Here is a 26,282-nt window from a genome sequence, read left to right as displayed (position 1 = left end):
AAAACGTTTGATTATTTAATTCCATATAAAAACCTCAAAAAGGGATTACTAAGTATCCACAATTTGAGGCAATGTTTACTATATTTATTAAAACCACACTTTATAAATGCTTATGCTCTACACGCCGCACAAAAGAAAATCCTGCTTCAGGACGATTTATTAAATAAATACTTATTAATATCAATACTAATCCTAACAATAAAGAATATGTAAATGGTTCATTTAGGAACAGCGTACCAATGACAACTGCAATTAAAGGTACTAAGAATGTAAAAGAAGCTACTTTGCTTGATTCACCAGAACTCATTAAATAGAAATAAGCTGCCGTTGCACCTGGGACTGCGATAACCGTTCCAAATAATAAACAACTAATATAACTAATATTCCATGTTATATCTGAAATTTGTTCTGTTGCTATACCCCCCATACTTAAGATTGTTCCACCAATAATACTTTGAATTGCGACGAGCCATAGTCCATGTACTTGTGAACTTGTTTTTTTCACATAAACAACACCAACTGCCCATCCAATACCTGTAATAAGCGCTAACATGATACCAAATAATGATACATTACCTGTAAAACCATCCAACGATACTGCAGCTACGCCTAAGAAACCTATAACAAGCCCCACTACTTTAATGGCAGATAATGATTCGTTTAGCCACATCCAAGCTAAAATTGGTACTAACACTGGTTGTAAATAAACAATAACGGAATATAAACCTGATGGTAAATATTGTAGACCAACTGTTTGTACACCATTAAATATAACGGTATTCAACAAACCAACTATCACATAAACTTTCCAATTCCTCTTCCATTCGATTTTGCGCCATTGTGGTAATAATATTCCGGCTAATAGAATACCACCAAATAATGTGCGCATTCCTGCATATAACAAAGGCGGTGTATAATTAAGAGCCATTTTGTATATCGGCCAACACATTCCCCAAGCGATGACCACAAATGTGATTAATAAAGCGGTTTTTGCACGTGATTCTCTCTGCATCCCTGTATCTCCTTTGATTTTAACAATGTTCCAAATATATTTACCTAATTTTTTAGAATCATCTATCTATTATTTTGGTATCCATTATTATATCTTAAGATAGTATTCTTCGTAAGTAAGGTTAAAAATATTTTATCCATTCATCTATTATTCGAAGAAATAAAAAAGAGCCATTGAGAGATAATTCCCTCAATGGCTCAATATATAAAATCTAATTTTCTATCATTACAATGATGCGCGATAAATATCCATTACATCTTCTTTATTCAGTTTTGTAAAATTACCGAATTCACCATAAATCATCGCTTTGTCAGCCATAACTTCTAGCTTGCTATCATCAATATCATAATCAGCTAGTCGTGATGGGGCGCCGATGCTGTTCCAGAATTCGCGAAGTTTTTGAATACCTTCTAATCCTGCTTCTTCATCAGTTTTCCCTTCAGGATCAACACCAAATACTCTTACAGCTAACTGTTTAAAGCGTGCTGGTTTGACTTTTAAATTGTGTTCCATCCAATGAGGGAATAGAATCGCAAGTCCACCACCATGAGGAATATCATAAACTGCAGAAACAGCATGCTCAAGATTATGAGAAGCCCAATCTCCACGGTAGCCCATATTTAAAATACCATTTAACGCCATAGTACCGTTATATAAAATCGTAGAACGATACTCATAATTTTCAAGGTCATTTAACAGCTTTGGTGCAGTCTCGATAACAGTTAACAGTAATGATTCACACATACGATCTTGGAAAAGAGTGTTTTCTTCAAGATGGAAATAATGTTCTAACACATGCGACATCATATCTACCATTCCATAAATCGTTTGATCTTTAGGAACAGTATACGTATTAACTGGATCTAAAATTGAAAATTGTGGGAATGTGACAGCACTTCCCCAACCATATTTTTCGTTTGTTTCCCAATTTGTAATAACAGAACCAGCGTTCATTTCAGATCCTGTTGCAGCAAGAGTTAAAACCGTTCCGAATGGAAGTGCTTCTGTTGCAAATGCTTTTTTAACTACTAAATCCCATGCATCACCGTCATATTTTGCACCTGCAGCAATAAGCTTCGTACAATCAATTACACTTCCGCCACCAACTGCTAAAATGAAGTCAATGTTCTCAGCTTTACAAATTTCAATTCCTTTTCTAGCTGTTGAAAGCCGAGGGTTTGGTTCTACTCCAGATAGCTCAAAAACCTCTACGCCAATTTCATTTAACATATTCATTACATTGTCATATAGGCCATTACGCTTAATGCTTCCGCCACCATAAACAACTAATACCTTTTTACCAAATTTCGGCACCTCAGTTTTTAACTGCTCTAACTGTCCTTGTCCAAAAATTAGTTTCGTAGGATTCCAAAAAGTGAAATTTTGCAAAATAAAAAACCTCCTTATTCTTCCTTCATTATATATTTTATTTCTAAAAACTAACAATCATTTGATTACATGCTAAACAAACACTTTTCAATAATTTATATGTATAAAAGATTCTTTAAATCCTCACAAAAAACCCAACTTCTGTTAGGAATACAATTAAAATTAACTGATTGCTATCCATAAAAAGTTGGGGTTTAATTGGGAAAAACGGCTGCACCATGCTCTCCTATTATCATGATTTTTTAACTTAAAATTAATATATTCATTTATAGCTTCCTGAGAAAATCATTTTTAAAACCACATATTAATACTTAAGATGACATGACCATACCACCGTTCACATGAATACATTGCCCTGTGATATAAGCTCCTTCATCTGCAGCTAATAAAACATATGCTCCCGCAAGATCGGCTGGTTGACCAGGACGACTCAGTGGAGTGTCTATGCCGAATTCTGCAACTCTCTCCTCATCAAATGATGCTGGAATAAGAGGCGTCCAAATGGGTCCTGGGGCTACCATATTTACACGAATCGATTTGTTGGCGAGATTCTGCGCTAAACTACGAGTAAAACCAACAATGGCACCTTTTGTAGCTGTATAATCCATGAGCGTTGGATTGCCTACGTAAGGATTAACCGAAGCCGTATTAATAATAGAATTCCCCTGTTTTAAGTGTGGTACTGCAAACTTACTCATATAAAATACGGAGTAAATATTGGAGCGAAACGTTTTGTCCCATTGTTCTGCAGTTATATCCTCAATATTTTCAGCAGTATATTGTATTGCTGCATTATTAACGAGAATATCAAGTTGCCCAAATTCACTTACAGTTGTATCAACCAGTTCTTTACACTTTTCTTCATCTGTAACATCTCCAGGAAGTAAGAGACAGCGAACACCTTCTGCTTCTACTAGTTTCTTTGTATCCTTTGCATCACTATCTTCATCAAAGTAGTTAATGGCTACATGTGCCCCTTCTTTTGCATAGGCAATAGCAATTGCACGCCCAATTCCGCTATCTCCCCCCGTTATTAAAGCAATGCGGTCTTTTAATTTACCACTTCCAATATAATTAGTCGGTTGTACTGGTAGAGGGTTCATTTGTGATTCTATTCCCGGTTGCTTCTGCTGTGTTTGCCCCGGTTGCCCATCTGTTTGGCTTTCATAAATATTCAATGAAATCTCCTCCTTAATTTTTTAATATACTATTTCTCTACCCTAGGAACTTACCTGTTAAACGAGGTAACCTAAGAGTTCAATCGGATATCAATAAACTTTATGGAGGCGAATTTTTTTACATTACAAATGAAAATTCTCTTTTAAAAAAAGAAATTCCATATAAAACACTTAATGTTTTATATGGAATATTAGAAAATTTATTATTTTATTTAAAGTACTTTAGTGTAATATACAATTAACTTTATTAAAAATCGTATTCTGCATCTTTTGCTTTACGAATTTCCGCGTATGCATCTACAAGCTGTACTGTGTCATCTACTAAACGCTCTATACGAAAAAGTACATCATCATTCACAATTTCTTTTCTATGAAAATCTTTTTCCTCTATAAATACATATGTTTGGACGATATGTGCTTTCATATACGCTAATATTGGTTTTAACTGCTGCTCCAACATTAAGTAATGCTTTGCAGTGCCCGCTGTTACAAGCATACTTACCACTTTATCTCGGAAAGCATTAACTGGTAGTAAGTCAAAAATGTTTTTTAATGTAGCTGGGATAGACGCTTGGAATGTCGGTGTACCAATAATAATTGTATCTGCCGCCATTATTGTTTCCGTTACATATTTTGTATCTCCTTCGTAGTCCCAATAATTTCGCCCATCACTAAAGACCATTTCATATTCAGCAAGATCTACTAATGTTACTTCTGCATCCGGATATTTTTCTCTTGCTATTTTAAGTGTATAGTCCATAGCTGTTCTTGTTTTTGACCCTACATTGGAGCCTGCGATGCCTACAATTTTCATCATATACACTCCTTATTTTTTCGCTGTATATTTCTTAACGGCAGGTAATATTTCCGTTGCAATAAGTTCAATGTTCTTCGCAATTTTATCGAATGGTACGCCACCAAAATCTATTTGTGCCATAAAACGCTGTTGCCCAAACAATTCATATTGATAGAGCATTTTTTCAATAATTTGTTGTGGGCTACCAATCATTAATGCGTCACGATAATCAGTCGATTGCGCAAATTGTTGTTTTGGATAGCCACCACCACGTAAAGCAAGCATGCCTGAATTAGCGTGTGGATAGTACTCACGAAGTGCATCCTGAGTAGTTTCGGCTGTGTAGAAAAGACTTGTTGTCGCAATTGGTAACGCCGCAGGATCAAAGCCACTGTGCTCTGCTGCTTCTCGATATGCATCAACAGAAACTTTAAAATTTTTAGCAGGACCACCAAGTGTTGTCAGCATCATCGGTACACCAGCATACCCAGCTTTAATTGCACTAGCAGGTGGTCCACCTACTGCACGCCAAATCGGCATATGTCCACCCTCGGGTTGAGGTAAAATGGAAGCACTTTTTAGCGGTGCACGGAACTGTCCTTCCCACGTTACTTTATCCTCATTGTTTAACTTCAATAGAAGCTCCATTTTTTCTTCAAATAATTCTTCGTAATCGCGTACATCATATCCAAGTAAACTATATGCTCCAACACGTGAACCACGACCAGCAACAATTTCTGCTCGACCTTTAGAAATTAAATCTAGTGTGGCAAAATCTTCATATACACGTACAGGATCAGAAGTACTTAATACCGTTGCAGAACTAGCAATTTTAATGTTTTTTGTTGCTTGAGCAATCGCACCTAAAATAACCGTATGTGCTTGTGTGGTAAAATACTGTTGATGACTTTCACCAACTGCAAATACATCAAGTCCCGCTTCATCAGCTAATTTACTTGCTTCAATCAATTCATGAATACGCTGTTCAGCACTTATCAAAGTACCTGTATGAGGGTTCATTAAATGATCCCCAATCGAATATAAACCAAATTCAATCCCTTTATCTTTATCAATACGATATTGTTCCATTTTCATTCGCTCCTTTTAATCAAGTGGCACTAACTTTGCTTCTATTTCTGAACGTTTTTCTTCTAAAAAAGGTGGTAAATCTAATTTTCCTCCGAGCTCTTCTACCGTCGAATCTGCAGTGAAACCAGGACCATCTGTCGCAATTTCAATTAAAATCCCATTTGATTCGCGGAAGTATAAGCTTTGGAAATAGAAACGATTTACAATCCCTGTTGAGTGGAAGCCTCGTTCTTTTATGACTTCATCCCAATAGCGCAACTCATTTTCGTCCTTTGCACGTATCGCTAGATGATGAATACTCCCTCGCCCTGGTTTTTCACTTGGTCCTTCCTGTTGTTTAATAACAATCTCTCCAAATGACTGTCCTGCCTTAGATTGAAATATTGCTTCTTTTTCAGAACGCGATACTTCCACGTAACCAAACATATCCTTTAAAGTTTTCGCTAAACGTTCTAAGTACCGTACCGTTATTTCTACTGTACCCATCCCTAAAATTCGATGCTTTGGCTCGACGATAGAATCTTGCCATTCTGACCATTTTTCAGGAACTTCTTCGCCATCATTATTGATTAGAATCATTCGTAAGCCTTCAAAGTCTTCGAAATGTAACGCATCTCTGCCGGCATAACTTGTAATTTCTCCATGCTTTACATCCAATAGCTCAAAGCGTCTTTGCCAATACTCAAGACTTTCAAATGAAGGTACAAGTAAACCAATTTGTGTGATTGCATTTGTACCGCGGACTGTTCTTCCTGCAATAGGCATTTCAAAGAACGATAACTCTGTCCCAGCACTACCTGTTAAATCTCCATAAAAAAGATGATACATGCTGGGGTCATCCTGATTAACTGTTTTCTTCACTCTACGTAGCCCTAATACTTTTTGATAAAATTGATTATTTAATTGAGCATTTTTTGTAATCATCGAAATATGATGATGTCCAGAAATTGTATGCAAAGTTGTTCCTCCTCTTAACTTGACTAGTCAAATGATGATGTAAAAAAAAATTACTCAGGCGGTAATTCTCTTTTTTGACTATATTTATGAACACGAGTCATTAATTCATATAGAGTTTTTTGTTCTTCTTCGTTTAGTACATCATCAAAAAATGAAGTTTGAAATGCTAGTTGCTCTGGCATTGCTTGATCTAAAATAGCTTCTGCTTTCGCAGTCAGGTTAATTGTTTTCGTTTTCCAATCTTGTTTACGTACAATGTAATTTTCTTTTTCAAGGCGTGCTAGCATACGCGAAATACCACCTTGCGTAACTGTTACCTTCTCAGCTAATTCACTTTGTGTAAGGGGCTGATATATACGAATTTGCATTAGTACATCAAATTGAGCAGTTGTTAAATCAAAACGTTTTAAAAAGTCATTCGACAATTGATTACTTTGATTCGTAAAACGCATTAAACGCAGCCAGATTAATGACCCCATTGTATTATTACGCATATGTTTTCCTCCGAATCGTTGTTCTTGTTATCACTTTACTACGCAAGTGATAAAACATCAAGTAATTGAACTTATCATTTGATTGACTTTAGTTGTTAAAAAAGGAGCGAATTTTTTATTCCCTCCTCTTACTGCTATCATTTCTTTTATTTACGTAAAGGTTTTAATGCGCCACTCCAAGCAATGACTTGATCTAGCATATCGTTAACAGATGCCGCTTGAACGCCGGCTGGTTTGAAAACACTACCGTTCTCAAAATCAGTAAATAATGATAATGCAGGATGTACACGAACATCTGCAACTAATAATTCTCCAAGAATTCCACGTAAATGTTCAGCTGCACGCGCACCGCCTACTGAACCATAACTTACGATACCTGCAGCTTTGTTATTCCACTCAGCACGTAGTAAATCCAATGCATTTTTTAATGCTCCCGTAATACTGTGATTGTATTCTTGAACAATGAATACGAATCCATCACAGCCATTAATTTTCTCCGACCAACCGCTAATTCCTTGAGTATCACCATTTGGATCTCCTAAAAACGGTAATTTAAAATCTGCGATATCAATGATTTCATAGTCTGCATCCCCACGTTGATCAGCAAGACCCTTCACCCATTCCCCTACTTGCGGACTTACTCGACCTTCACGTGTACTTCCTAAAACAATACCTATTTTCAACATTTTGTTTCCTCCTAAATCTTCTTCTGTATTTTTAGTAGCTTTTCCAAACAACTTATCAATAAAACCCAATTCTTTCACCTCATAAAATAATACTTGCCTTTCTTTTACTCTTTAATAAACTCTTTTGTGCTTCTTACTGTATCAATTGGACGAACTAATTTTTCGATTTGCTCACGTTTTGGTTCTAAAAATGGAGGTAAAGATAACTTTTCTCCAAGTGTTTCATAAGGTTCATCACCCATAAAGCCAGGACCATCCGTTGCAAACTCAAATAAAATTCCTTGTGCAACTCTTACATACAATGACTCAAAGAAATGACGATTAACGTAACCTGACGTATTAAATCCGAAACCTTCCATACGCTGGATCCACTCTTCTAAAACAGAACGGTCTTCTACGCGGAATGCCGTGTGATGAACTGATCCATAGCCTTGTTGTGCTTGAGGGAGAATTGTATTGTACTCCACGACAACTTGTGCACCGTTACCTCCCTCGCCAACTTCAAACAAGTGGAATGGCCCTTCTTGAGCAATTTCTTTAAATGCTAGTGCTTTTTCCATCATTTCTTTAAAGTAATCAAAGTTTGCAATGCGGATAAAGATCGGTCCTAATCCTGTTATTGCATATTCTAAAGGAACAGGCCCATCTTGCCATGGTGTACCACTAGCTACTCCTTTATTGTTTTCATCAGAAATTAGTTGGTAGCGCTGATCATCAAAATCTACAAAAGAAAGAGTCTTTTTACCAAATTGTTCAATAATACCAGTATGTGCTACTTTTAATCGATCAAAACGTTCTACCCAATAATTTAATGCTGTATCACTTGGAACACGGAATGATGTTTTTGAAATTTCGTTTGTACCATGTACCCCTTTAGGGATGCCAGGGAAATCAAAGAAAGTCATATCCGTTCCTGCACTCCCTTTATCATCTGCAAAAAATAAATGATACGTTTGAATATCATCTTGGTTAACTGTTTTTTTCACTAAACGCATTCCTAAAACATATGTGAAAAATTCGTAGTTTTTTTCTGCACTACTTGTTATAGCTGTTACATGGTGAATTCCCTTTAAATGGTTCATATTATATTCCTCCATAATTATATTTAGTTTATCTACTAAATATATCTCGATTTCGAGATATACGGTTAAAAAAATTTATATATCCTTTGCGTGAATGCCAACTCTCTTCAGAAGATTAATGAAAATTTCTAATTCCTGATCGGATAATTCTTCAAAGATTGCATTGACTTTCTTCTCATGCTTAGGAAACGTGTTATCCATAAATACTTTTCCTAATTCCGTAATCGTTGCATAAGTTACTCGACGATCATCAGGACAAGCTCTTCGACGTACTAACTCTTTTTTCTCTAATTTATCTACAACATAAGTAATACTACTACTTGCAATTAAAATTTTCTTACCAATATGTTGTATAGGCTGTTCACCCTTATGATATAGCAATTCCAAGACTGCAAATTCGGTTTGATTTAAACCATACTGTTGCATGTCTTTTCTCACAACATCTTGAACAGATTGTGATGCTCGAAGTAATACTGTCAGTGCTTTGAGATTATTATTTATTTGCATCATATTTTTCTCCTTTCGAAGAATATAATTATCTCGAATTCATTTATCTTGAATTTAAGATAAATTTAACAGAGATTTTTTACGTTGTCAACAGATTGAATTATAGATTATTGCCATGAACTAAACTTTATTAACAATTACTTAAACTAAAGATTGTCGATTTTTACTTTCTCATTTTTTCAAAAAGAAAAAGCCTGTTTTGAATAGAATCATCAAAACAAGCTCTAATTACTTGTTATCCTTTAAATTACTTCCTTACAGTAATACTTAACGGGCATCAGGGAATACTCTTTTTACCGTATCCGAAAATTCTTTAAAAATCCCTTCAACCGGCTCATTTGCTCTGATTTTTTCCCCATATTCATTCATTTGTTTAACAAAATCAGGATTTAGGGACACATATACATTTTTGAAATCAGCATTCGCTGCTCTTGCTTGATCTGCAATCTTATCCTCAAGCGTTTTATCTCCATTAACGCCCTCTTTCAGCGTAACCGCTACATAAGCATTTTTATTCGTTACAATAACATTTGCTTTTTCTACTTCCTCCATTTTAGCAATTTTGTCTGCAACGTCATCTGCCAATTCTAGTTTATGTTCATCATTAGTCGGTGTTTTTTCTGTTGTTGTTTCCTCGTCCTTAACTGTTTCATTTGCGCCATTCGTCGTTTCATCTTTAACTGTTTCATTTGTGGCCGTTTCATTTGAATTTCTATTCGTTCCACATGCAGCTAAAGAACCCATAAGTAGTACCACCATAGATAGTTGTAAAATTTTACTCAATTAAAATCCTCCCTTTTATAAGTTAGTGAGGTTAGGTTGCACTATTTTTAATTGTTTATTCCTTACTTTAACAAACATACGGAAAATTAATTTTGCAAAATTGCTCTGTACAAACATTTGCTAAAATAAATCACTCTATTCCATTTATCCAGAGAACCTATAATTTTTTTTAACAATTAATAAAAAAATTCGATACTATTTGAAAATTGCACTTATTATTATAAAAATTAAATCGATATAGATATAAGTAAAAGAAAAAATATACTCGGAGATGAAACATGAAAAAGGCCAAAATAACACTTACAAGAAAATTAATAATACTATGTACGCTTCTATTGATTATTCCTACATCAATCATTGGAATCAGTACATACTCTACTTCAAAAAAGGAACTAACAGCTTCTGGTAAAGAGGAACTACAGCAAAGTACACATATGGTTATTGCTATGATTGCTCTATTAAATCAAGAAGTTGAGGCGGGAAATCTGACACTAGAAGAAGCTCAAGAAAAATTAAAAGTTGAATTATTCGGGAAAAAGGACGCCGACAATATACGACCAATTAAAGAAGAATATACTATTAGAGGTACCGGTTTTGTTTATGCTGTCGACGAAAATGCTGTTAACGTGATGGATCCTAGAAATGAAGGAACAGAACTCATAAATACAGAAACAGAAGACGGTGTATTCATAGGAAAAGAACTTTTAAAAGCAGGAGAAAAAGGTGGTTATTTTACTTACAAATGGATGAATGCAAAAACCAATAAAATTGAAGGAAATATAGCTTACGCTCAGAAAGAACCTAATTGGGGATGGACAGTTGCTGCCAAATCATTTGAAAGGGAATTTAATGACGGTGCCTCAAAAGTAGCGATCACAATTGGCATTATTGGAGGTTTATCTGTAATCCTAGGAATTATCGCTGCCTACTTTTTCTCTAGAAGATTAACGAAGCCAGTTATTCAAATTAGTCACGAACTAAACCGAGCAGCCTCTGGTGATTTTTCTGGGAACGATGTGGAAGTAACTACAAATGATGAAATTGGTCTACTGACGAATGATTTTAATACCATGAAATCCACCATGAAAGAACTTCTCACCCAAATCAGTCAATCAACAGAACATGTGGCATCATCATCAGAACAGTTAACAGCTATCGCAGATGAAACACGCAAAGCAACAGAAGAAATAACAAATTCAATTCAGCTTATCGCGAACGGATCAGAAGAAAGTACTAATAGTCTACTAGAGAGTTCACAATCTCTGGAAGAAGTAACTGTAGCCATTCAAAATCTAGCTGAAAATGCTGCAGATATTTCTGAGGCAGGCACAATGATTATGACTCAAGCACAACAAGGTAATCTTTACGTTGAACAAACTGTACAACAAATTAACTCAATCAATCAGAAAGTGAATGCAAGTGGCGAAGTGCTACAATTACTTGATTCAAGTTCAAATGAAATTGGTGAAATTTCTAAGGTAATTACTGATATTGCCGATCAAACAAATTTACTTGCGTTAAATGCTGCAATTGAAGCCGCACGTGCAGGCGAACATGGCAAAGGATTCGCCGTTGTTGCAGAGGAAGTTCGCAAACTTGCAGAACAATCTCAAAGATCTTCTCAGCAAATTTCAAATTTAATAAAAGATATTCAGCAAAACATGTCTCGGTCAACAGAATCCATTAACCATGTTAAAGTTGAAGTACAAGATGGACTAAATATTGTCAGCAAAACTGATACAAGCTTTAAAGAAATCGTCGGTGAGCTAGAAAATATGAAAGAAAAAGTAACTGATATGGCTGCTACTGTAGAGGAAATGTCCGCTAGTGCTCAAGAAGTTGCAGCTACCGTCGTCAATAATTCACATGCTACAAAAGAAGCTTCTGAGCATTCTCAAAGAGTAGCTGCAACAACGGAAGAACAATTAGCAGCGATGCAAGAAGTCTCTTCTTCTACAAAATCGTTGTCAAACCTTGCAGTTGAATTGCAGGACTTGGTTAACAAATTTAAAATGTAAGATCGATGATAATTGCAAATCTAAAGGCGACATTTTGTTCAATATGAAGAAATGTCGCCTTTAATTATGTTCTATTTTTATTTAGTTAAATATCTCATTAACCACTCTGCTGGTCCCCTTGAGTATTTTCGTTTCCAAAGTCCGCTAAATAAAATACATAAAAAATAAAATACAATACAAAAGCTGTAAATAAAGAATAGTGATTGATGCTCAGCTCGACCAATCCATTCTAAAAAACTTACACCAATCAGAATATGTGCGATGTAGTGTGTTAACGTCATTTGCCCAGAGGCAATGATTGATGTAACAAGTTTACTTTTTGAAAATCGCTCAGTGATATATAAGGAGATGATCAAAATGATAAAGGCTGAGCCACTTGTAGAGATAATATAAAGAATACTTGGCAATATAGGACCTGTATTAAATAAAAACTCCGCTACTTCGGTTGTTAAAATGGAGGCAGTTTGTGCAATCAATATCTTCGACAGAGCTTCTGAGAACACAAGAATTATCACGCCTACGATTAATAATTTGCGACGTATACGATTACTTTGCAGATCAAAACTGCCAATGACAAATCCAACTAATATAAAGGCAAACCATGGGAAGATTGGATGATAACCATTAAAGAATAGATTACGCAAAAATCCATTAATCGTCCAAAAATCCATATAATCCATGTACAATGCATAAGGATTCCACCCTACAAACACATCAAATGTTAACTGTAAAATTTGTGCAATCGTAACAACTGCGAGCACAATGTATAAGAGTATTTTTTGTTGGAAACTAATTAAGAATGCGATGAAAAATAAATAGACACCGTAATAATGGAGAATATCACCTGTCCACCCTACTAAATACAATCCCAAACCTACTATAAATAAAAATAATGCTCGTTTCCAAATGACGATTCGCATGTCCCCAATCAATTGATCATTGTTTCCTTCTCTTGCCTTACGAGTCATTAGAGCGATACCGATACCCGCCAGCAATACAAAAAGTGCCGACGCTCGCCCTTCAAAAAGTGCAGTCAAATGAACTAACCAATCAGGTCCATTCGTCCCTGCTCCAGTAATAACAGTAAAATTCACAATGAACATACCGAACATTGCTAAAGAACGAGCGAAATCGAGGCCTGTAATACGCCTTATAGTTTTACTCACATAACCCATCTCCTAAATGGTGATATCAACATCTTTCTCATAACTATTAAGAAACTAAAATACTTTCCTTTTTACCTATCGTTAGGTAAATTATAATTGAACGATGTCCATTTTTCAACATAAAGTCTTAAGAAAAAAAAAATTCTAAATGATATCAACTTCTGACAGCATTTAGGATTCTTACGGATATATAGATTGTTACGATTTTGAATTTAAATATTTAAAAATGAATTTCGTATATGTTAACACTTCCAATGCGTACAAGCGTTCCCTTTCTTAATCATACTAAAAATTAACACTCATTTTACAACACTAATCACAAAACCATCATACCCTTTAGATCCTACTGTTTGAAGGGCAGTAGACTCGATTCTAGGTTCGCTTTCTAGTAAGCCTATAAATTTGCGTATACCTTGTACTCGTTCATCTTTACTTGTCTCGTTTATTACCTCTCCATCGCGTACTACATTATCTGCAATAATAATCGCCCCTGGCATAGCCAATTCTAATGCCCATTTTAAGTAATGAGGATTATTGGGTTTATCTGCATCTATGAAGATTAAGTCAAATGGGGCTATTACTCTTTCTTTTATGTTTGGCAATGTTTCAAGTGCTTTGCCCACAATTACTTCTACTTTATCCTGACACCCTGCTTGTCTGATATTCCGTTCCGCTATTTTTGCATGTTCTTCCTCTGCCTCTAGTGTGTATACTTTTCCTTTTTCAGGTAGAGCACGTGCCAGCCATATAGTGCTGTATCCACCGAGTGTACCAATTTCTAATACGTTCTTTGCCCCTTTAATCTTAGCTAATAGATACAATAACTTTCCTTGAGTTGGAGCGACATCAATTTCAGGTAAGCCCGCTTCTTTATTTACATGTAAAACGCGTTCCAGAGTTGAATCAAATGGTATTAGTTTATCAATAAAATACTCATCTACTTCATTCCAAATTAAATCATTCTCCATAATCTTTACCCCATTTCCTCCCCATATTTTCATGCTTACAGGTTTAGTGTATGTTAAAATAAACCATAAAAAAAATATATTATTTTTACTAATCTATAAATTTTATTTATGAGTTGGAGGAGAATATGAATATACACGGACTAAGGTTGTTTCACCAAGTTGCCCAGACTGGCAGTTTCACTAAAGCAGCGGAATTATTGCGAATCAGTCAACCAGCCGTTTCTAGCCAGATCAAAAAATTCGAACATGAAATAGGCGCTCCTTTATTTAAGCAACAAGGGAGAGGTGTAATTTTAACGGAATTTGGAGAGGAGTTAGCTGAAAAAGCTAAGAATTTTTTTGCGTTTGAAGGACATATCGAATCGTTTATTGAAGACCACCTTCTCGCCAAAACGGGGACAATTCATATTGCGGCTACCTATCTACCCGCTAATTTCTTAATTCCTAAATGGGCAGCTACTTTTAAATCTGCAAATGAAGATATCAATTTAGTCATTACCACAACAAATACGAAAGAAGCCTTTGAGCAATTAAAACAATATAAAGCTGATGTTGCTATTTATGGTGGTAGAATTTCAGAAAGGCCAGAGGAAGTTGAATGGGAAGAATTATTTGAAGATGAGCTTTGGTTTGTTGTTTCACCTCAACATCCATATGCAAATCAGAGCATTTCTTTAGCTGAAATGGTTAAGGAACCCTTTATTATGCGTGAAGAAGGTAGCTCAATGAGAGACCACCTTTTTGCGTTATGTCATACCTACCAAGTGAAGCCACCAAAAGTTGCTTTGCAATTTAACGGATTAAATGAAACTATTCGTTCAGTAATGGCTGGTTACGGTGCAAATTTTATTTCATCTCTTGTTGTACGTGATTATGTAGAAAATAATCAATTAGCTAGGGTGTACGTCCAAGGTATCCATGTGACACATAAAATTGCTATATGTACGAGAAAAAGTGAGAAACAAAGCGCACTCGTAACAAAATTTATAGAGACATGTAAAAAAATGCTTTAATAATATTTCAGATAGAACACTTTCACTCAAAGCGGTACTCTAATATGATTGCGAATTGTTCAGCACTACCAGTTTGGAAATTCACTTCACCTTTGAAACCATTTAAATCTCCAGTACCTGAACCTATCACAACATTGCGTTTTGATGTAAGTACACCATTTTCAAATTTACCGACATGTTCTAATACAAAAGTTCCTGAGCAATCACCTAAACTTCCTGTGAACTGTTCATAACCATAAACGGTAGCAGAACCATCAGCTTTTCAAATGTAGAAATACATAGATCCACCTCATCAAGAGAAGTTTGAGCAAAGCTTACTTCAATTTGGAATAATAACGCCTGTTTAGATGTCATTTTTGAAAATCTTTATCCCCGTTACTTATAACGGAATGAATTCCTTCTATAAAAGTATTGATGAGAACTAAAAAGCTTTTATCAATATCAAGTGGCATTCCGAAGCCACCCATTTGTTCAATAGATGTAAATCCATGTAAAATACTTCGCAACCCTCTAACCATATGAATCGCCGTTTCATCGTTCAAGTTGTAGGCTTGTAACACTTGAACAACTAGCTGTACTACTGACTCCTGGACACGCTGTAATTCTTTATCGTTAGCATCCACGAAACGATTGCTAGCTTCATACAGCCCAGGGTGAGTTCTGACAAATTGAATATATGACTCACTTACTGCACGTACTGCATCATCACCTGCTCTTCCGACTGCTGCTTGCAGCATATATTCATGTAGTTTTTCAACTCCATGAATGGCTAACTTCTGCTTCAATCCATTTAATCCTTCAAAATGATTATACAAAGAAGGTGGCCGTACCCCCAATTTCTCTGCTAACGAGCCTAGTGAAAGTTGGTCTACCCCATTCTCGTCAACTAGTTCTGTTGTTTTCTCTAAAATAATTGATAAATCTAATTTCATACGTCGAGTCATTTCAATATCACTTCCTATTTAGTTTATTAAAATTTCATTTCTGCTTCAGCTATTGCTTGCTCCATTTTAGTTCTTGGTTGCTCCAGCATATTACCATGCCCAACAGCAAGTAGACTAGGTTTATAACCAATTAATTTCTTTGCACTTTCAAGAGCTATATGTTTATCCCATGTAGCTAAAGCTGGGAAAGGAAATAAAGGATTCATTAAACCTGACACTACTACTTTGCCTCTAGTAATGAGGGCATCACCTGCAATTAGACTACGATTACGTGTATCAAAAAGAGTTATGGAACCTGGTGTATGTCCTGGAGTGGCGATCACTTCTAATGAACCTATACGATCTCCATTCTCTAATAATAAATCCGGTTTGGTTTTAATGTTCTTTGGAACCCCACCACGAATTGGTGTGTTTTTTTCATTGGGTAACAAGGTGGAGTTTCCATCCAATAATAGGGCATCCCTAGAAGAAATGCTTACTTGAGCATTAGGCAACAATTCTTTTAGCGCATCTAGTGCACCTATATGATCATTATGTGCATGGGTAAGTACAATTCTTGTAATCGGTTTTCCTATACTCTTGGCAGCATCTATTATTCCCTTTGTGCTGAAAGGTAGTGCAGCATCAATCAATGTAAGTTCATTTTCCTCCTCCACTAAATAGCAATTAACCGGAAAAATCCTTGGCATAAAAGACAACTGAAATACCGTACCAATTTTCGTAATTCTCATCATTTATCAAACTCCTTCTTCAAAAACTAACTTTATTATCATAATAACTAATGTGATTAGTTTTTGCAATATTATAATTTATGTTTTGAATATAAAAATTATTAGGCATAAATAAAAATAAATCCACTTCAAAATTAATCGAAATGGATTCTTACTTTTGTACAATTATCAAGTTATTTAATCAATGGAAACCTCAATTGTTTTCATTTTATATTTCTCGCTACCTTTTGCTTCCCCTAAACTCAAAATCATGGTCGGTTCAATGTAAAGTTTTGTAGCCCTTTTATCAATGACTCCTATTGATTGACTCCATTCAGTAGTTACACCATTATCCATACTTGAACCTCCATTATCTACAACGTGATATACATTGCCGACATCATCACGAATAGCAAGAGCAGGACTTGCCAAATGCCATTTTTTTAATAATCTCGATTCAGTGATTTGTTTCATCTTAATAATCGTTGAAACATCTGTTTTGCGAATCTCATTTATAATTAATGTCATGCCTGCATCTGTTATAGATTGATTTACTAACTGAATTTCATCTTGGACTTTCTCTAGTTCAAAATTAAACTTCCAATCTCCATTAACCGTTTCATCCGTTGTATCATTTGTAAAACTTTTAGGAGACCACTGCACTTGAACTTTTTCTAGGTCTTTTTTGAATGTTGGCGTTACACGTGCTAAACCTACATATTTCGTTGGACTAATTTGTTGAAGCGAATCTCCTCCACCAATTGCAACACTACCTTCAACGTCTATGAACTGTCCAACTCTTGGATTTACTCCTAAATCATGTTCTGTTTCTAATGCGTAAGTAATTGTAATTGTATTACCGTCATATACAGCGTTTTCAATCATCATTGTAATGCCATTACTTATTTCTAATTGCTCAATATCCGTTGCGTAGTCTGAATATTGTTCATAAAACTTATCATTGTCAGAAGTAAAATAATTGACGATACCTTTTATAAATGGGAATTGTGATGCTACACTCGGTATCGCAAAACTAACTGTAGTTGCACTTCCAACTAATATCATTAACGCTACCGCTGCGATACGCCAAACTGGACGTTTAATTTTAGGTATTTTTTTATTAATAATACGCTGCTTCATACGAGCCTTTTCAATATCCGTTACATCCATTGGTTCAATATCTTCTACATTTAAATTTGCCCACTTTTTATATTGATCTGTCATGTCCATCGCTCCTCCAAACTCTTTGTTAAGGAATACGCTAGCTTTCTCTTCCCACGGTATAAGCGGTTATCTACTGCTGCTTTTGATATAAAAAGAGCGTCTGCAATTTCGCCGTTCGCCATCTCTAGGAAATACTTCATTGTGAATATATCTCTGTCTACTGGTTCCAATTTACTTAGCTCAAACAGCAATTCATTTCTCTCTTCACGCTGCAAAACCTGATCTTGGATTAAATTTCCTGAAGTAAGATTAGCTGTCCCATCAAGCACCTGCTCTCTCGCTTGTCGCCTCTCTAATACTCGGTATTGGTCAATGGCTTTATACTTTGCAATCATGCCAATCCATTTTTTGAATTCGATTGCATCACCCTTAAATTGCATCGTATTTTGCCATACTGATAAAAAAACATCGCTCACACACTCTTCGACTAAATCCACTTTTCCAAGGGGGTGTAAAATTTTATAAACAATTGCTTTTATAAGAGGCATATAAGTATCGATAACATATTCAAGTGCAGCTTCATCTTGCCTCTTTAATCGTTTAACGAAATTTTTCTCTGAAACTCTCATGGCATGATCTCCTTTTGAATTGAAAAAGCTTTTTCAATATATACAACGAACTCCACTTATCGATATTCTCATATTTTTTTAAAAAAATTAAGAAATCATTTATTACAATCACGAAAACATACAAATTACCCCATCTTAAACCCACTTTACTCTAAACACTAAAAAAGCATCCATTTCGAAATGGATGCTTGATTTATAAAACATTAACTATAATCTACAATATATTTATTGAGGGGCCTTTGTCTGAAGCAATTTCAAACCCATCCCGATAAATATTATGCCTGTAATCTTGTTCAAATATATTCCCATTCTTTCGCCATCTCTAATTTTCCGGGAAATAAATGCGGAAAAATAAGTAATAAATATACACCATACAAAACTAGTGATTGTAAATGTGAGTCCTAAAATGATAAATGGTATAGGACCAGCTGGCTAATACTTCTCCCTACTAAAAATTAATTACTCCATACATTACGATAGCTCCACCATTCCCTCATTATTCCATATGAAGAGACATCGAACTTAAGTTTTTTATCTATAATTGTTATGTGTTGGTTGAAACAGATCCTCATTACTATTTCTAACAACAGAAAAATTGTCTACATTATAATGACCATGAAGTATTTCATTATGGTGGTTTATTATCTTTTCAGCAGATAAGGTTGAAGAATCTGTTGTTGAATGACCATCTTCTACTAAAGTAACATCGAAATGATTTATTGTTGCAGTTCTAACAGCAGTATCAATGCAATGTTCTGTTTTACATCCCATAATTACAATATGCTCTATTTCATAATCTTTTAAAAATGCCAGTAATGGCGTACCATAAAACGAGTTTGTAGCCTTCTTATCAAATACCTTTGAATTGGAGGGGACTTTAATTTCCTTATGGATTTGAAATCCTTTACCTTCACCTTGAGCCACATCTTTATCTCTTATAAAGACAACCAATGCATTCGAATCTATCGCCTTATCTATAACTGAATTAATACTATCCAATAGGTTTACTTTATTCAAAACACATTGCTCTTTTTCGTTACCATCAATTAATTCTTGTTGAGCATCAATTACTAATAATGCTTGTTTCAATAGCAAAACCTCTTCTCATTCTAATTTAAATATCTTCTTCATCAAACAATTTTCCCACTGTTATGATTCATAATTACCTCTTCTCTTTTGTAAGGTTAGAAGCACTATGAATTAAATTATGTTTCATTTTCTATTTCGGTATCGTATCAACATAATCCTCTTTTACATTACTATTGACCTTCACTTAGTGCTTATGTTAAATGCGTTTTTATACTAACAGCACACACAAAAACTGTGAGAAATCCGCATTATTATCTTAATCCGGGATAAGCGTTGCTGTATGTTGCCCCGCATTAAATTTCACAAGCCTCAAATAGAGTCATTTAAACGAGGCTAATAAATTTCCTGAATGGTTCAATTTACATCTTCAGCTGCAAATTATGTAGCGTAATTGATTGTACAACAAAAGCCCACCTATAAAGGTGGGCTTGATCATCAAGCAATTTTATTATTATGATTGCATTTCTTTTGTTGGTCCCATTACACCTGGCACTGTTAATCCGGCTTGGCGTAATAGCACTGTCATTTGACCAAGATGATGTGTTTGATGGTCAACTACTGCACGTAATAGTTTACCACGTGCAATCGGCCCTCCGAAACCATTTACTTCTTCAAGTAATGCTTCATCTGTTAGTTTTGCTGCTTCTACTTTATAAGCCTCTATTACTTGCTCATATGCATCAACTATTTCAGCTACGTCTGTAGGCGCTTCTTGACCACGGCCAGGTCCTGGTATTTGTAGTCCTGCAAAATGACCAAATGCTGCTCCAGCACCAACTAAATGCCAAGCCAACCATCCAAGTGTACTATGCCCTTCCACAATACTTTGATCTAACTTGTCATTCGTCAATTCTTTAAATACACGTAATGCGCTCGATGAAGATGCAGACCAATCTTCGAGAAAATCTTCTACTTTACGATACATATTCTTCACTCCTATGCTAAATAATGTTCTACAAGTTTATCATATCGAAATGAACATGAGATATGCAATTTTAAGGAGTTAGGGGGTGCTTTTTTGTTTATATTCATATCACTACACTAAATAATTTTTATTGAATCACGAATACTAACTTTCTATTTTTATTCTTATTCATTAAATAATCAAAAATAAGTCTAACTATTCTACCTCACTAATTTCGGGACAATCCCTTTTTTGTGTTTTAACATAAATTTTCAATTTTAAAAGAAATAAAAGGTCGCAATAAGAATCTAGAATGCCATAATTTGAGTAGGGAATTTTAAATCAATTTACAAAAAAAGTATTTATTATCTAAAACAGAATAATTTATCATCTAGATTTCATAAATACAGTTATCAATATATTCGTTTTTTTATAGACTTAGCATTCTGAATGCCCTATAATAATCGATATAATCAATAAAATACGAACATTAAGGTGATTTTTATGACTGAATATACGCAAATTTTCAAGGGGACGGCTTTTTCTAGTACGTCACCAAAAGAAGTACAAATTCTAAAAGATTATCTATTCTTCATTAACGCTGACGGCATGATTGAAAAAGTCGTTGCACCAGAACATATCGATTATCAATCTTTATTAGATACATATCAAGATAAAGAAAACTTTCATCAATTGACTGATGGTCAGTATTTCTTACCTGGATTTATCGATCTACACGTTCATGCTCCGCAATGGGCTCAATCTGGAACTGCATTAGACATTCCCCTATATGACTGGTTGAACACATATACTTTCCCAATCGAATCTAAGTTTTCTGATTTAGATTTTGCAAAAGAGGTCTATGAAGACTTAGTCAACACCCTACTTGCTAATGGCACAACTACATCACTATATTTTGCAACTGTTCATAAAGAAGCGAGCTTATTGCTAGCTGAAATTTGTGCTGAAAAGGGACAACGCGGTCTAGTTGGTAAAGTTGTCATGGATGACCCTGAACAAAACCCAGATTTTTATCGTGATGCAGATACACAAACAGCATTAGCAGATACAGAAGAGTTTATCTTAGCTGTTAAAGCGTTAGCAAAATCAACAAAACAAGGTGTGTACCCAGTTGTGACACCACGCTTTATACCAAGCTGTACGGATGGTGCTTTAAAAGGTTTAGGGGAATTAGCTGCTAAGTACAATACGCATGTTCAATCTCACTGCAGTGAAAGTGACTGGGAACATGGTTATGTACAAGATCGATTCAAAAAGAATGATGCCTTCGCCTTACATGATTTCGGTCTATTAGGCGATAAATCCGTGATGGCCCATAGTAATTTCTTAAATGATGAAGATGCAGAGTTATTTGCTGAAACAGGTACTGCCGTAGGTCATTGTCCAATCTCCAATGCCTATTTCGCTAACAGCGTCATTCCAATCGCTCACCTACATTCAAAAGGTGTGGATATTGGTTTAGGTTCTGATGTTTCTGGCGGCTTTTCACCAAGTCTATTCGATAATGCTAGACAAGCAGTCATGTCATCGAGAATGTTAGAAGATGGTGTTGATGCGTCTCTTCCAGCTGAAAAACGTGGTGTACCAAATTCTCGTATTACGATAAATGAAGCATTCTATTTAGCAACTGCTGGTGGTGGAGAAAGTTTAAGCTTACCTATTGGTCGTTTAGAAGAAAACTATACTTGGGATGCACAAATAATCGATACAAAAATAGCATCTGCAAAACTACCGATTTTTGATGTGAATGAAGATTTAAACGATATCTTCCAAAAGATTATGTATCTTGTTCGACCGGAAAACATTAGTGAAGTCTGGGTTCAAGGAAACAAAGTTCATGAAAGAACAAAGTAATCTGAAACATAATTAACGTTAAAATAGAAATATTATTTGTGGAATGAAGGCATTAGACAAACTTAAAATTTTGAGGTGTGCATCTTAGTGGAAACGCAAAATAATAAGCTAGCTAAAGATAAAATCAATACCCCGCATTTAACCGTTTTACCCGATGAAAAAGTATCATTCGGTCAATCAGCCCTTCTAGGTTTACAACATGTAATGGCTATGGACGTCTATGTAGTACCCTTCCTGATTGCAATGTTAATCGGTTTACAATCGGGGCAGGCAACTGCTTTGATTCAATCGACTTTTATAGCGGCAGGGATCGCAACGATTGTCCAAACTTATTTCTGTATGAAACTACCTATTGCCCAAGGTCCATCTTATGTTCCACTTGGTGCAATTGTTGGTATTTATGTCGCTAGTGGCGGTGGTGAACTAGGTTGGAGCTCAGTTTTAGGAGCAAGTTTAATCGGTGCTATTTTAGTAATCATTTTAGGCTTTACTGGGGTTTTCAATAAGATTGTGAAAACTTTCATTCCACCAGTTGTCGGAGGTACAATTATCTTCGTCGTTGGTCTTTCGTTAATGCCTGTTGGTTTAAGTGATAATATCTATAAAGGGGCAGGCGCTACGATCAACCAAAACATCTATTTGGCTCTTATATCCGCTATAGTACTAATTATTTGTGTTATGCTAGGTTCTTTCTTCCGTAAGAAAGGTCGCGTTTTCCGTATCACTTCTGTAATTATTGCATTAATCGCAGGTAGTGTTGCTGCTAAATTTATGGGTGTATTAGATTTATCGGCAGTTTCTCAAGCAAAATGGTTTAGCATGCCCCAAATTCCTTTTGCAGACTTCAGTTTCACTTTTAACATTTCTGCGATTATTACAATGGTTATTATTTATATTGTTTTAATGGCTGAAACAACAGGTACTTGGTTTGCTGTAAGTAATGTAATCGATAAACCATTAACAGATAAACAAATTAATCGTGGGGTTATTGGGGAAGGAATTGGCTGTTTTATCGCTTCATTATTAGGCTCAACTCCCGTGACAGGATACTCAACGAATGCAGGTGTTATTTCTATCACAGGTATTGCAAGCCGTCGTGTCTTTGTGGCTGCCGGTGCTTGGTTTGTATTGTTCGGATTTTCAGGTAAATTAGCTGCTTTAATCTCTGCGATTCCATCAGCCGTAATAGGTGGTGTATTCGTTATTGTTTGTGGCATCATTGCGATTAGCGGTTTACAAGTGATGAAGAATGAGAGAATTGGTGAAAAAGAAATGTACGTTATCGCTGTACCAATGATTTTGACATTAGCGTTAACACTACTTCCTGACGATTTCTTATATTCTTTACCAACTACAGTGCAATATTTATTTGGCTCACCTGTTGCAACAGCGGCAATAGTAGCGATAGTGTTAAATAAGTTATTACCTAGTATTAAATAAAGTAACTAGATTGAAGGTTGATAGATTTCAGAAATACTCTCCCTTCTCTAATGCGATAAAAAGATATAATAAAACCTCTGCTAACATTTAATTGAGCAGAGGTTTTTATTTTATGTTTGTACTGGAGCAAGTCAATCGATAAAGAACATATACGAAAACACTATATTTGCCCTTGAGCAATCGTTTTTTTATCGAATTCCTATCACTACATTTTTTAAAAAATTCATGCTGTTCTATTGCTTCATAGAATACGTCAATATGATTCCAAGTTTTCACGCACATATAATGAGGTCTTATTCGATTTACTACTTCTTTCCCAATTTCTTTTTTACATTTACAAATCTATAAAAATAGATATAATGAAATACATGGAACCTTTATTGATTTATAAAGCTTTATCTAATGAAACTCGTAGTCAAATTATGTTGTGGTTAAAAAGTCCAGAGGAATTCTTTGATGAAAAACCTTATTTAGAACAAAACCTCAATTTCCAAATTGGTGTATGCGTAGGAGATATTCAAGCTAAAGCAGGACTTGCACAATCTGTTATTTCCAGTTATTTATTGACTATGCAAAAAGCTGGCTTGTTGGAATCTGAGCGAATTGGAAAGTGGACGTACTATCGTCGGAACGAAAAAACTATACAAGAATTTTCCGAGTACATCAAAAAGAAACTATAAAAGGAAGGGGGTCTTTTTTTACTTTAACATATCTATAAATACAGATATGTATATACGAATGGAGGATTACATTTAAAATGAAAAAAATTAACCCGTTGCTTATCATTATTCTAGCTTTAGGCGTATTCGGCATTATTACCACAGAAATGGGTATTATAGGTGTACTTCCACAGATTACTGAAAAATTTAATATCTCGACTTCACAAGCCGGATTGCTTGTAAGTATATTTTCTTTAGTCGTTGCCATTTCAGGTCCATTCCTGACATTACTTGCTTCTGGTATTAACCGTAAAGTCATTCTATTAACTTCCGTTTTTATTTTTGCAATTTCAAATATTGTTTATGCCTACACAACTATGTTCGATGTGATGTTAGTTTTCCGCATTATCCCTGCTATTTTTCACCCTGTATTTTTTTCAGTTGCCCTCGTGACAGCAGCTAAACTTGTCTCTCCGGAAAAAAGTAGCAAAGCAGTTACAAAAGTTTTCTCTGGAATAACGGTCGGATTTGCATTTGGTGTTCCTTTGACTTCTTATCTCGCAGAAAAGATTTCACTAGAAGCGGGTTTTCTATTTGGAGCCGTTGTTAGTATAATTGCTTTCATAGGAATACTATCTTGGCTTCCCTCCATGCCTGTTAAGGACAAATTGTCTTATGGTAAACAGCTTGGGATATTACGCAAGCCCCAATTGTGGCTAAATATCGTAACAGTTATTTTTATCTTTGCAGCTATGTTTTCTGTGTACAGCTATTTTGCTGAATATCTAAGCCAAGTGACTCATATGAACGGGTCATGGATTAGCATCATGCTGATGGCCTTTGGTACAATTATGATTTTCGGGAATTTTTTATTTGGAGGTTTTTTACACAAAAGTATTACAAAGACCGTTATCATGTTCCCTCTACTATTTGTAGTAATATACTTATTTACTTATTATCTCGGTTCTTATTCCATTCCAATGGTTGTGATCGTATTCATTTGGGGGGCTGTGCATTCTGGGGGGCTTATTGTCAGTCAAGCATGGTTAACGACAGAGGCAAGAGAAGCTCCGGAATTCGGAAATAGCTTGTTTGTCTCATTTTCCAATCTTGGTATTGCCATTGGAACTACTATCAGTGGTTGGTTTATCTCTCACTTTGGAATACATAATTTAATCTGGGTTGGTATTGCATTTTCACTACTTGCTTTCATACTAATCATGGTAAAAATACAAATTTACAAACTGAATACATCGGAAGTAAACATTCGTTAAACTAACAGGAATCGTTAGTTCAATAAAGGTGCTCAGCAAAAGCATATTTTATTCTTAATGAACAGAAAGCTCGTAACATACTTGTCAGATTTGGAATGGAAACATCCTTATTTAGCGCAATTTTCTAATGTTATTATCAATACTCGTGTCGAATGATGTGAAATTTATGCTTGAGTAATAACGAATGGTGTGATAATCTGAAAAACAGATAAATTTTCTTAGAAATTAATTGAAATTATATGTATAACCTCAATAATACGGCTTGAGGGTCTCTACCAGGAACCGTAAACTCCTGATTACAGAAAATGTCTTTTCATTTTTTGTAGTCAGGAGTTTTTTTGTTTTCCAATATTAGGTGATGACCAATTTGTGAAGAGTAATTCGTAGATGAATATAATGACAATTTATCATTGATGAGTAAAGTTGGAAAGTAATTCATTTACTTTTACCGTCAAT

The 26,282-nt window shown here is 35.2% G+C and carries 25 protein-coding genes, 2 pseudogenes and 1 riboswitch; of the genes and pseudogenes, 6 read left to right on the top strand and 21 right to left on the bottom strand.

Annotated features, from left to right (window positions below; genetic code table 11):
- Positions 1-100: 100 nt before the first annotated feature.
- From MKY02_RS00825 to MKY02_RS00775, 11 genes are all read right to left on the bottom strand, one after another.
- Entirely contained in the window at positions 101-1,012 is a 912-nt protein-coding gene (locus MKY02_RS00825; protein ID WP_051448747.1) for a DMT family transporter, read from the bottom strand.
- Between the two features lie 225 nt (positions 1,013-1,237).
- Entirely contained in the window at positions 1,238-2,401 is a 1,164-nt protein-coding gene (locus MKY02_RS00820; protein ID WP_340710479.1) for an iron-containing alcohol dehydrogenase, read from the bottom strand.
- A gap of 311 nt (positions 2,402-2,712) precedes the next feature.
- A complete protein-coding gene (locus MKY02_RS00815) occupies positions 2,713-3,579 on the bottom strand; it encodes an SDR family oxidoreductase (protein WP_340710478.1) in 867 nt (288 codons plus the stop codon).
- A gap of 247 nt (positions 3,580-3,826) precedes the next feature.
- A complete protein-coding gene (locus tag MKY02_RS00810; protein WP_076034727.1) occupies positions 3,827-4,393 on the bottom strand; it encodes an NADPH-dependent FMN reductase in 567 nt (188 codons plus the stop codon).
- A 12-nt stretch (positions 4,394-4,405) separates the two neighbouring features.
- Positions 4,406-5,464, bottom strand: a complete 1,059-nt coding sequence (locus MKY02_RS00805; protein ID WP_340710476.1) for an LLM class flavin-dependent oxidoreductase — start codon at positions 5,462-5,464, stop codon at positions 4,406-4,408.
- A 15-nt stretch (positions 5,465-5,479) separates the two neighbouring features.
- On the bottom strand, positions 5,480-6,421 hold the full coding sequence (locus MKY02_RS00800; RefSeq protein WP_038186478.1) for a ring-cleaving dioxygenase: 942 nt from the start codon (positions 6,419-6,421) through the stop codon (positions 5,480-5,482).
- A 50-nt stretch (positions 6,422-6,471) separates the two neighbouring features.
- Positions 6,472-6,915 (bottom strand): MarR family winged helix-turn-helix transcriptional regulator, encoded by a 444-nt coding sequence (locus MKY02_RS00795; RefSeq protein ID WP_038186480.1) that lies wholly within the window; start codon positions 6,913-6,915, stop codon positions 6,472-6,474.
- Between the two features lie 146 nt (positions 6,916-7,061).
- Positions 7,062-7,601: an NADPH-dependent FMN reductase gene (locus MKY02_RS00790; protein ID WP_210402642.1), complete on the bottom strand. Its 540-nt coding sequence runs from the start codon at positions 7,599-7,601 to the stop codon at positions 7,062-7,064.
- Positions 7,602-7,705: 104 nt separating this feature from the next.
- Positions 7,706-8,683 carry a ring-cleaving dioxygenase gene (locus MKY02_RS00785; protein ID WP_076034724.1) on the bottom strand — a complete coding sequence of 326 codons (978 nt, stop codon included), beginning with the start codon at positions 8,681-8,683 and terminating at the stop codon, positions 7,706-7,708.
- A 75-nt stretch (positions 8,684-8,758) separates the two neighbouring features.
- Positions 8,759-9,193: a MarR family winged helix-turn-helix transcriptional regulator gene (locus MKY02_RS00780; protein WP_340710473.1), complete on the bottom strand. Its 435-nt coding sequence runs from the start codon at positions 9,191-9,193 to the stop codon at positions 8,759-8,761.
- A gap of 264 nt (positions 9,194-9,457) precedes the next feature.
- Entirely contained in the window at positions 9,458-9,973 is a 516-nt protein-coding gene (locus tag MKY02_RS00775) for a YhcN/YlaJ family sporulation lipoprotein (RefSeq protein WP_076034723.1), read from the bottom strand.
- 278 nt (positions 9,974-10,251) lie between these two features.
- Between MKY02_RS00775 and MKY02_RS00770 the strand changes: the two genes are divergently transcribed.
- Positions 10,252-11,991: a methyl-accepting chemotaxis protein gene (locus MKY02_RS00770; RefSeq protein ID WP_076034722.1), complete on the top strand. Its 1,740-nt coding sequence runs from the start codon at positions 10,252-10,254 to the stop codon at positions 11,989-11,991.
- 77 nt (positions 11,992-12,068) lie between these two features.
- Here MKY02_RS00770 and MKY02_RS00765 read toward each other — a convergent pair whose 3' ends face one another.
- Entirely contained in the window at positions 12,069-13,166 is a 1,098-nt protein-coding gene (locus MKY02_RS00765; protein ID WP_076034721.1) for a DUF418 domain-containing protein, read from the bottom strand.
- Positions 13,167-13,456: 290 nt separating this feature from the next.
- Complete coding sequence (locus tag MKY02_RS00760; protein WP_340710469.1) at positions 13,457-14,125, bottom strand: O-methyltransferase; 669 nt, start codon at positions 14,123-14,125, stop codon at positions 13,457-13,459.
- 125 nt (positions 14,126-14,250) lie between these two features.
- Between MKY02_RS00760 and MKY02_RS00755 the strand changes: the two genes are divergently transcribed.
- A complete protein-coding gene (locus tag MKY02_RS00755) occupies positions 14,251-15,138 on the top strand; it encodes a LysR family transcriptional regulator (RefSeq protein ID WP_076034719.1) in 888 nt (295 codons plus the stop codon).
- Between the two features lie 22 nt (positions 15,139-15,160).
- Here the strand turns inward: MKY02_RS00755 and MKY02_RS21985 are convergent.
- The 8 genes and pseudogenes from MKY02_RS21985 to MKY02_RS00715 form a co-directional block, all read right to left on the bottom strand.
- A pseudogene (locus MKY02_RS21985) lies at positions 15,161-15,337 on the bottom strand (DUF3224 domain-containing protein); the annotation flags it as partial.
- A 151-nt stretch (positions 15,338-15,488) separates the two neighbouring features.
- The gene (locus tag MKY02_RS00745; protein ID WP_340710466.1) at positions 15,489-16,082 is read right to left on the bottom strand and encodes a TetR/AcrR family transcriptional regulator; all 594 of its coding nucleotides are present in this window, start codon (positions 16,080-16,082) and stop codon (positions 15,489-15,491) included.
- Between the two features lie 26 nt (positions 16,083-16,108).
- Positions 16,109-16,813, bottom strand: coding sequence for an MBL fold metallo-hydrolase (locus MKY02_RS00740; protein WP_038186617.1), 705 nt, complete (start codon positions 16,811-16,813; stop codon positions 16,109-16,111).
- A 177-nt stretch (positions 16,814-16,990) separates the two neighbouring features.
- Entirely contained in the window at positions 16,991-18,016 is a 1,026-nt protein-coding gene (locus MKY02_RS00735; RefSeq protein WP_076034718.1) for a DUF4179 domain-containing protein, read from the bottom strand.
- The gene (locus MKY02_RS00730; RefSeq protein WP_340710465.1) at positions 18,013-18,585 is read right to left on the bottom strand and encodes a sigma-70 family RNA polymerase sigma factor; all 573 of its coding nucleotides are present in this window, start codon (positions 18,583-18,585) and stop codon (positions 18,013-18,015) included. The genes MKY02_RS00735 and MKY02_RS00730 overlap by 4 nt, the downstream gene beginning before the upstream one ends.
- A gap of 225 nt (positions 18,586-18,810) precedes the next feature.
- A pseudogene (locus MKY02_RS00725) lies at positions 18,811-19,014 on the bottom strand (LysE family transporter); the annotation flags it as partial.
- Positions 19,015-19,116: 102 nt separating this feature from the next.
- On the bottom strand, positions 19,117-19,674 hold the full coding sequence (locus tag MKY02_RS00720) for a cysteine hydrolase family protein (RefSeq protein WP_038186509.1): 558 nt from the start codon (positions 19,672-19,674) through the stop codon (positions 19,117-19,119).
- Between the two features lie 451 nt (positions 19,675-20,125).
- The gene (locus MKY02_RS00715; protein WP_340710464.1) at positions 20,126-20,599 is read right to left on the bottom strand and encodes a DinB family protein; all 474 of its coding nucleotides are present in this window, start codon (positions 20,597-20,599) and stop codon (positions 20,126-20,128) included.
- Between the two features lie 483 nt (positions 20,600-21,082).
- Between MKY02_RS00715 and guaD the strand changes: the two genes are divergently transcribed.
- From guaD to MKY02_RS00695, 4 genes are all read left to right on the top strand, one after another.
- Positions 21,083-22,453 carry a guanine deaminase gene (guaD, locus tag MKY02_RS00710; RefSeq protein ID WP_038186542.1) on the top strand — a complete coding sequence of 457 codons (1,371 nt, stop codon included), beginning with the start codon at positions 21,083-21,085 and terminating at the stop codon, positions 22,451-22,453.
- 87 nt (positions 22,454-22,540) lie between these two features.
- The gene (locus tag MKY02_RS00705; RefSeq protein WP_340710463.1) at positions 22,541-23,893 is read left to right on the top strand and encodes a uracil-xanthine permease family protein; all 1,353 of its coding nucleotides are present in this window, start codon (positions 22,541-22,543) and stop codon (positions 23,891-23,893) included.
- Between the two features lie 368 nt (positions 23,894-24,261).
- Positions 24,262-24,573 carry an ArsR/SmtB family transcription factor gene (locus MKY02_RS00700; RefSeq protein WP_038186545.1) on the top strand — a complete coding sequence of 104 codons (312 nt, stop codon included), beginning with the start codon at positions 24,262-24,264 and terminating at the stop codon, positions 24,571-24,573.
- Between the two features lie 77 nt (positions 24,574-24,650).
- Positions 24,651-25,826: an MFS transporter gene (locus MKY02_RS00695; protein ID WP_340710462.1), complete on the top strand. Its 1,176-nt coding sequence runs from the start codon at positions 24,651-24,653 to the stop codon at positions 25,824-25,826.
- Positions 25,827-26,045: 219 nt separating this feature from the next.
- A riboswitch (purine riboswitch) is annotated at positions 26,046-26,145 on the top strand.
- Positions 26,146-26,282: the final 137 nt, after the last annotated feature.

This window comes from Viridibacillus sp. FSL R5-0888, assembly GCF_038009105.1.
Taxonomy (GTDB): Bacteria; Bacillota; Bacilli; order Bacillales_A; family Planococcaceae; genus Viridibacillus; species Viridibacillus arenosi.
This window is presented reverse-complemented; position numbering and strand designations above follow the sequence as displayed.

Excerpts from the sequence above, each read along its gene's own strand:
- MKY02_RS00730 (WP_340710465.1), bottom strand. The coding sequence starts at position 18,585 with ATGAGAGTTTCAGAGAAAAATTTCGTTAAACGATTAAAGAGGCAAGAT.
- MKY02_RS00795 (WP_038186480.1), bottom strand. The coding sequence starts at position 6,915 with ATGCGTAATAATACAATGGGGTCATTAATCTGGCTGCGTTTAATGCGT.
- MKY02_RS00810 (WP_076034727.1), bottom strand. The coding sequence starts at position 4,393 with ATGAAAATTGTAGGCATCGCAGGCTCCAATGTAGGGTCAAAAACAAGA.
- MKY02_RS00785 (WP_076034724.1), bottom strand. The coding sequence starts at position 8,683 with ATGAACCATTTAAAGGGAATTCACCATGTAACAGCTATAACAAGTAGT.
- MKY02_RS00790 (WP_210402642.1), bottom strand. The coding sequence starts at position 7,601 with ATGTTGAAAATAGGTATTGTTTTAGGAAGTACACGTGAAGGTCGAGTA.
- MKY02_RS00770 (WP_076034722.1), top strand. The coding sequence starts at position 10,252 with ATGAAAAAGGCCAAAATAACACTTACAAGAAAATTAATAATACTATGT.
- MKY02_RS00740 (WP_038186617.1), bottom strand. The coding sequence starts at position 16,813 with ATGAGAATTACGAAAATTGGTACGGTATTTCAGTTGTCTTTTATGCCA.
- MKY02_RS00805 (WP_340710476.1), bottom strand. The coding sequence starts at position 5,464 with ATGGAACAATATCGTATTGATAAAGATAAAGGGATTGAATTTGGTTTA.
- MKY02_RS00745 (WP_340710466.1), bottom strand. The coding sequence starts at position 16,082 with ATGACTCGACGTATGAAATTAGATTTATCAATTATTTTAGAGAAAACA.
- MKY02_RS00760 (WP_340710469.1), bottom strand. The coding sequence starts at position 14,125 with ATGGAGAATGATTTAATTTGGAATGAAGTAGATGAGTATTTTATTGAT.
- MKY02_RS00825 (WP_051448747.1), bottom strand. The coding sequence starts at position 1,012 with ATGCAGAGAGAATCACGTGCAAAAACCGCTTTATTAATCACATTTGTG.
- MKY02_RS00715 (WP_340710464.1), bottom strand. The coding sequence starts at position 20,599 with ATGTATCGTAAAGTAGAAGATTTTCTCGAAGATTGGTCTGCATCTTCA.
- MKY02_RS00735 (WP_076034718.1), bottom strand. The coding sequence starts at position 18,016 with ATGACAGATCAATATAAAAAGTGGGCAAATTTAAATGTAGAAGATATT.
- MKY02_RS00700 (WP_038186545.1), top strand. The coding sequence starts at position 24,262 with ATGGAACCTTTATTGATTTATAAAGCTTTATCTAATGAAACTCGTAGT.
- MKY02_RS00755 (WP_076034719.1), top strand. The coding sequence starts at position 14,251 with ATGAATATACACGGACTAAGGTTGTTTCACCAAGTTGCCCAGACTGGC.
- MKY02_RS00780 (WP_340710473.1), bottom strand. The coding sequence starts at position 9,193 with ATGATGCAAATAAATAATAATCTCAAAGCACTGACAGTATTACTTCGA.
- MKY02_RS00695 (WP_340710462.1), top strand. The coding sequence starts at position 24,651 with ATGAAAAAAATTAACCCGTTGCTTATCATTATTCTAGCTTTAGGCGTA.
- MKY02_RS00765 (WP_076034721.1), bottom strand. The coding sequence starts at position 13,166 with ATGGGTTATGTGAGTAAAACTATAAGGCGTATTACAGGCCTCGATTTC.
- guaD (WP_038186542.1), top strand. The coding sequence starts at position 21,083 with ATGACTGAATATACGCAAATTTTCAAGGGGACGGCTTTTTCTAGTACG.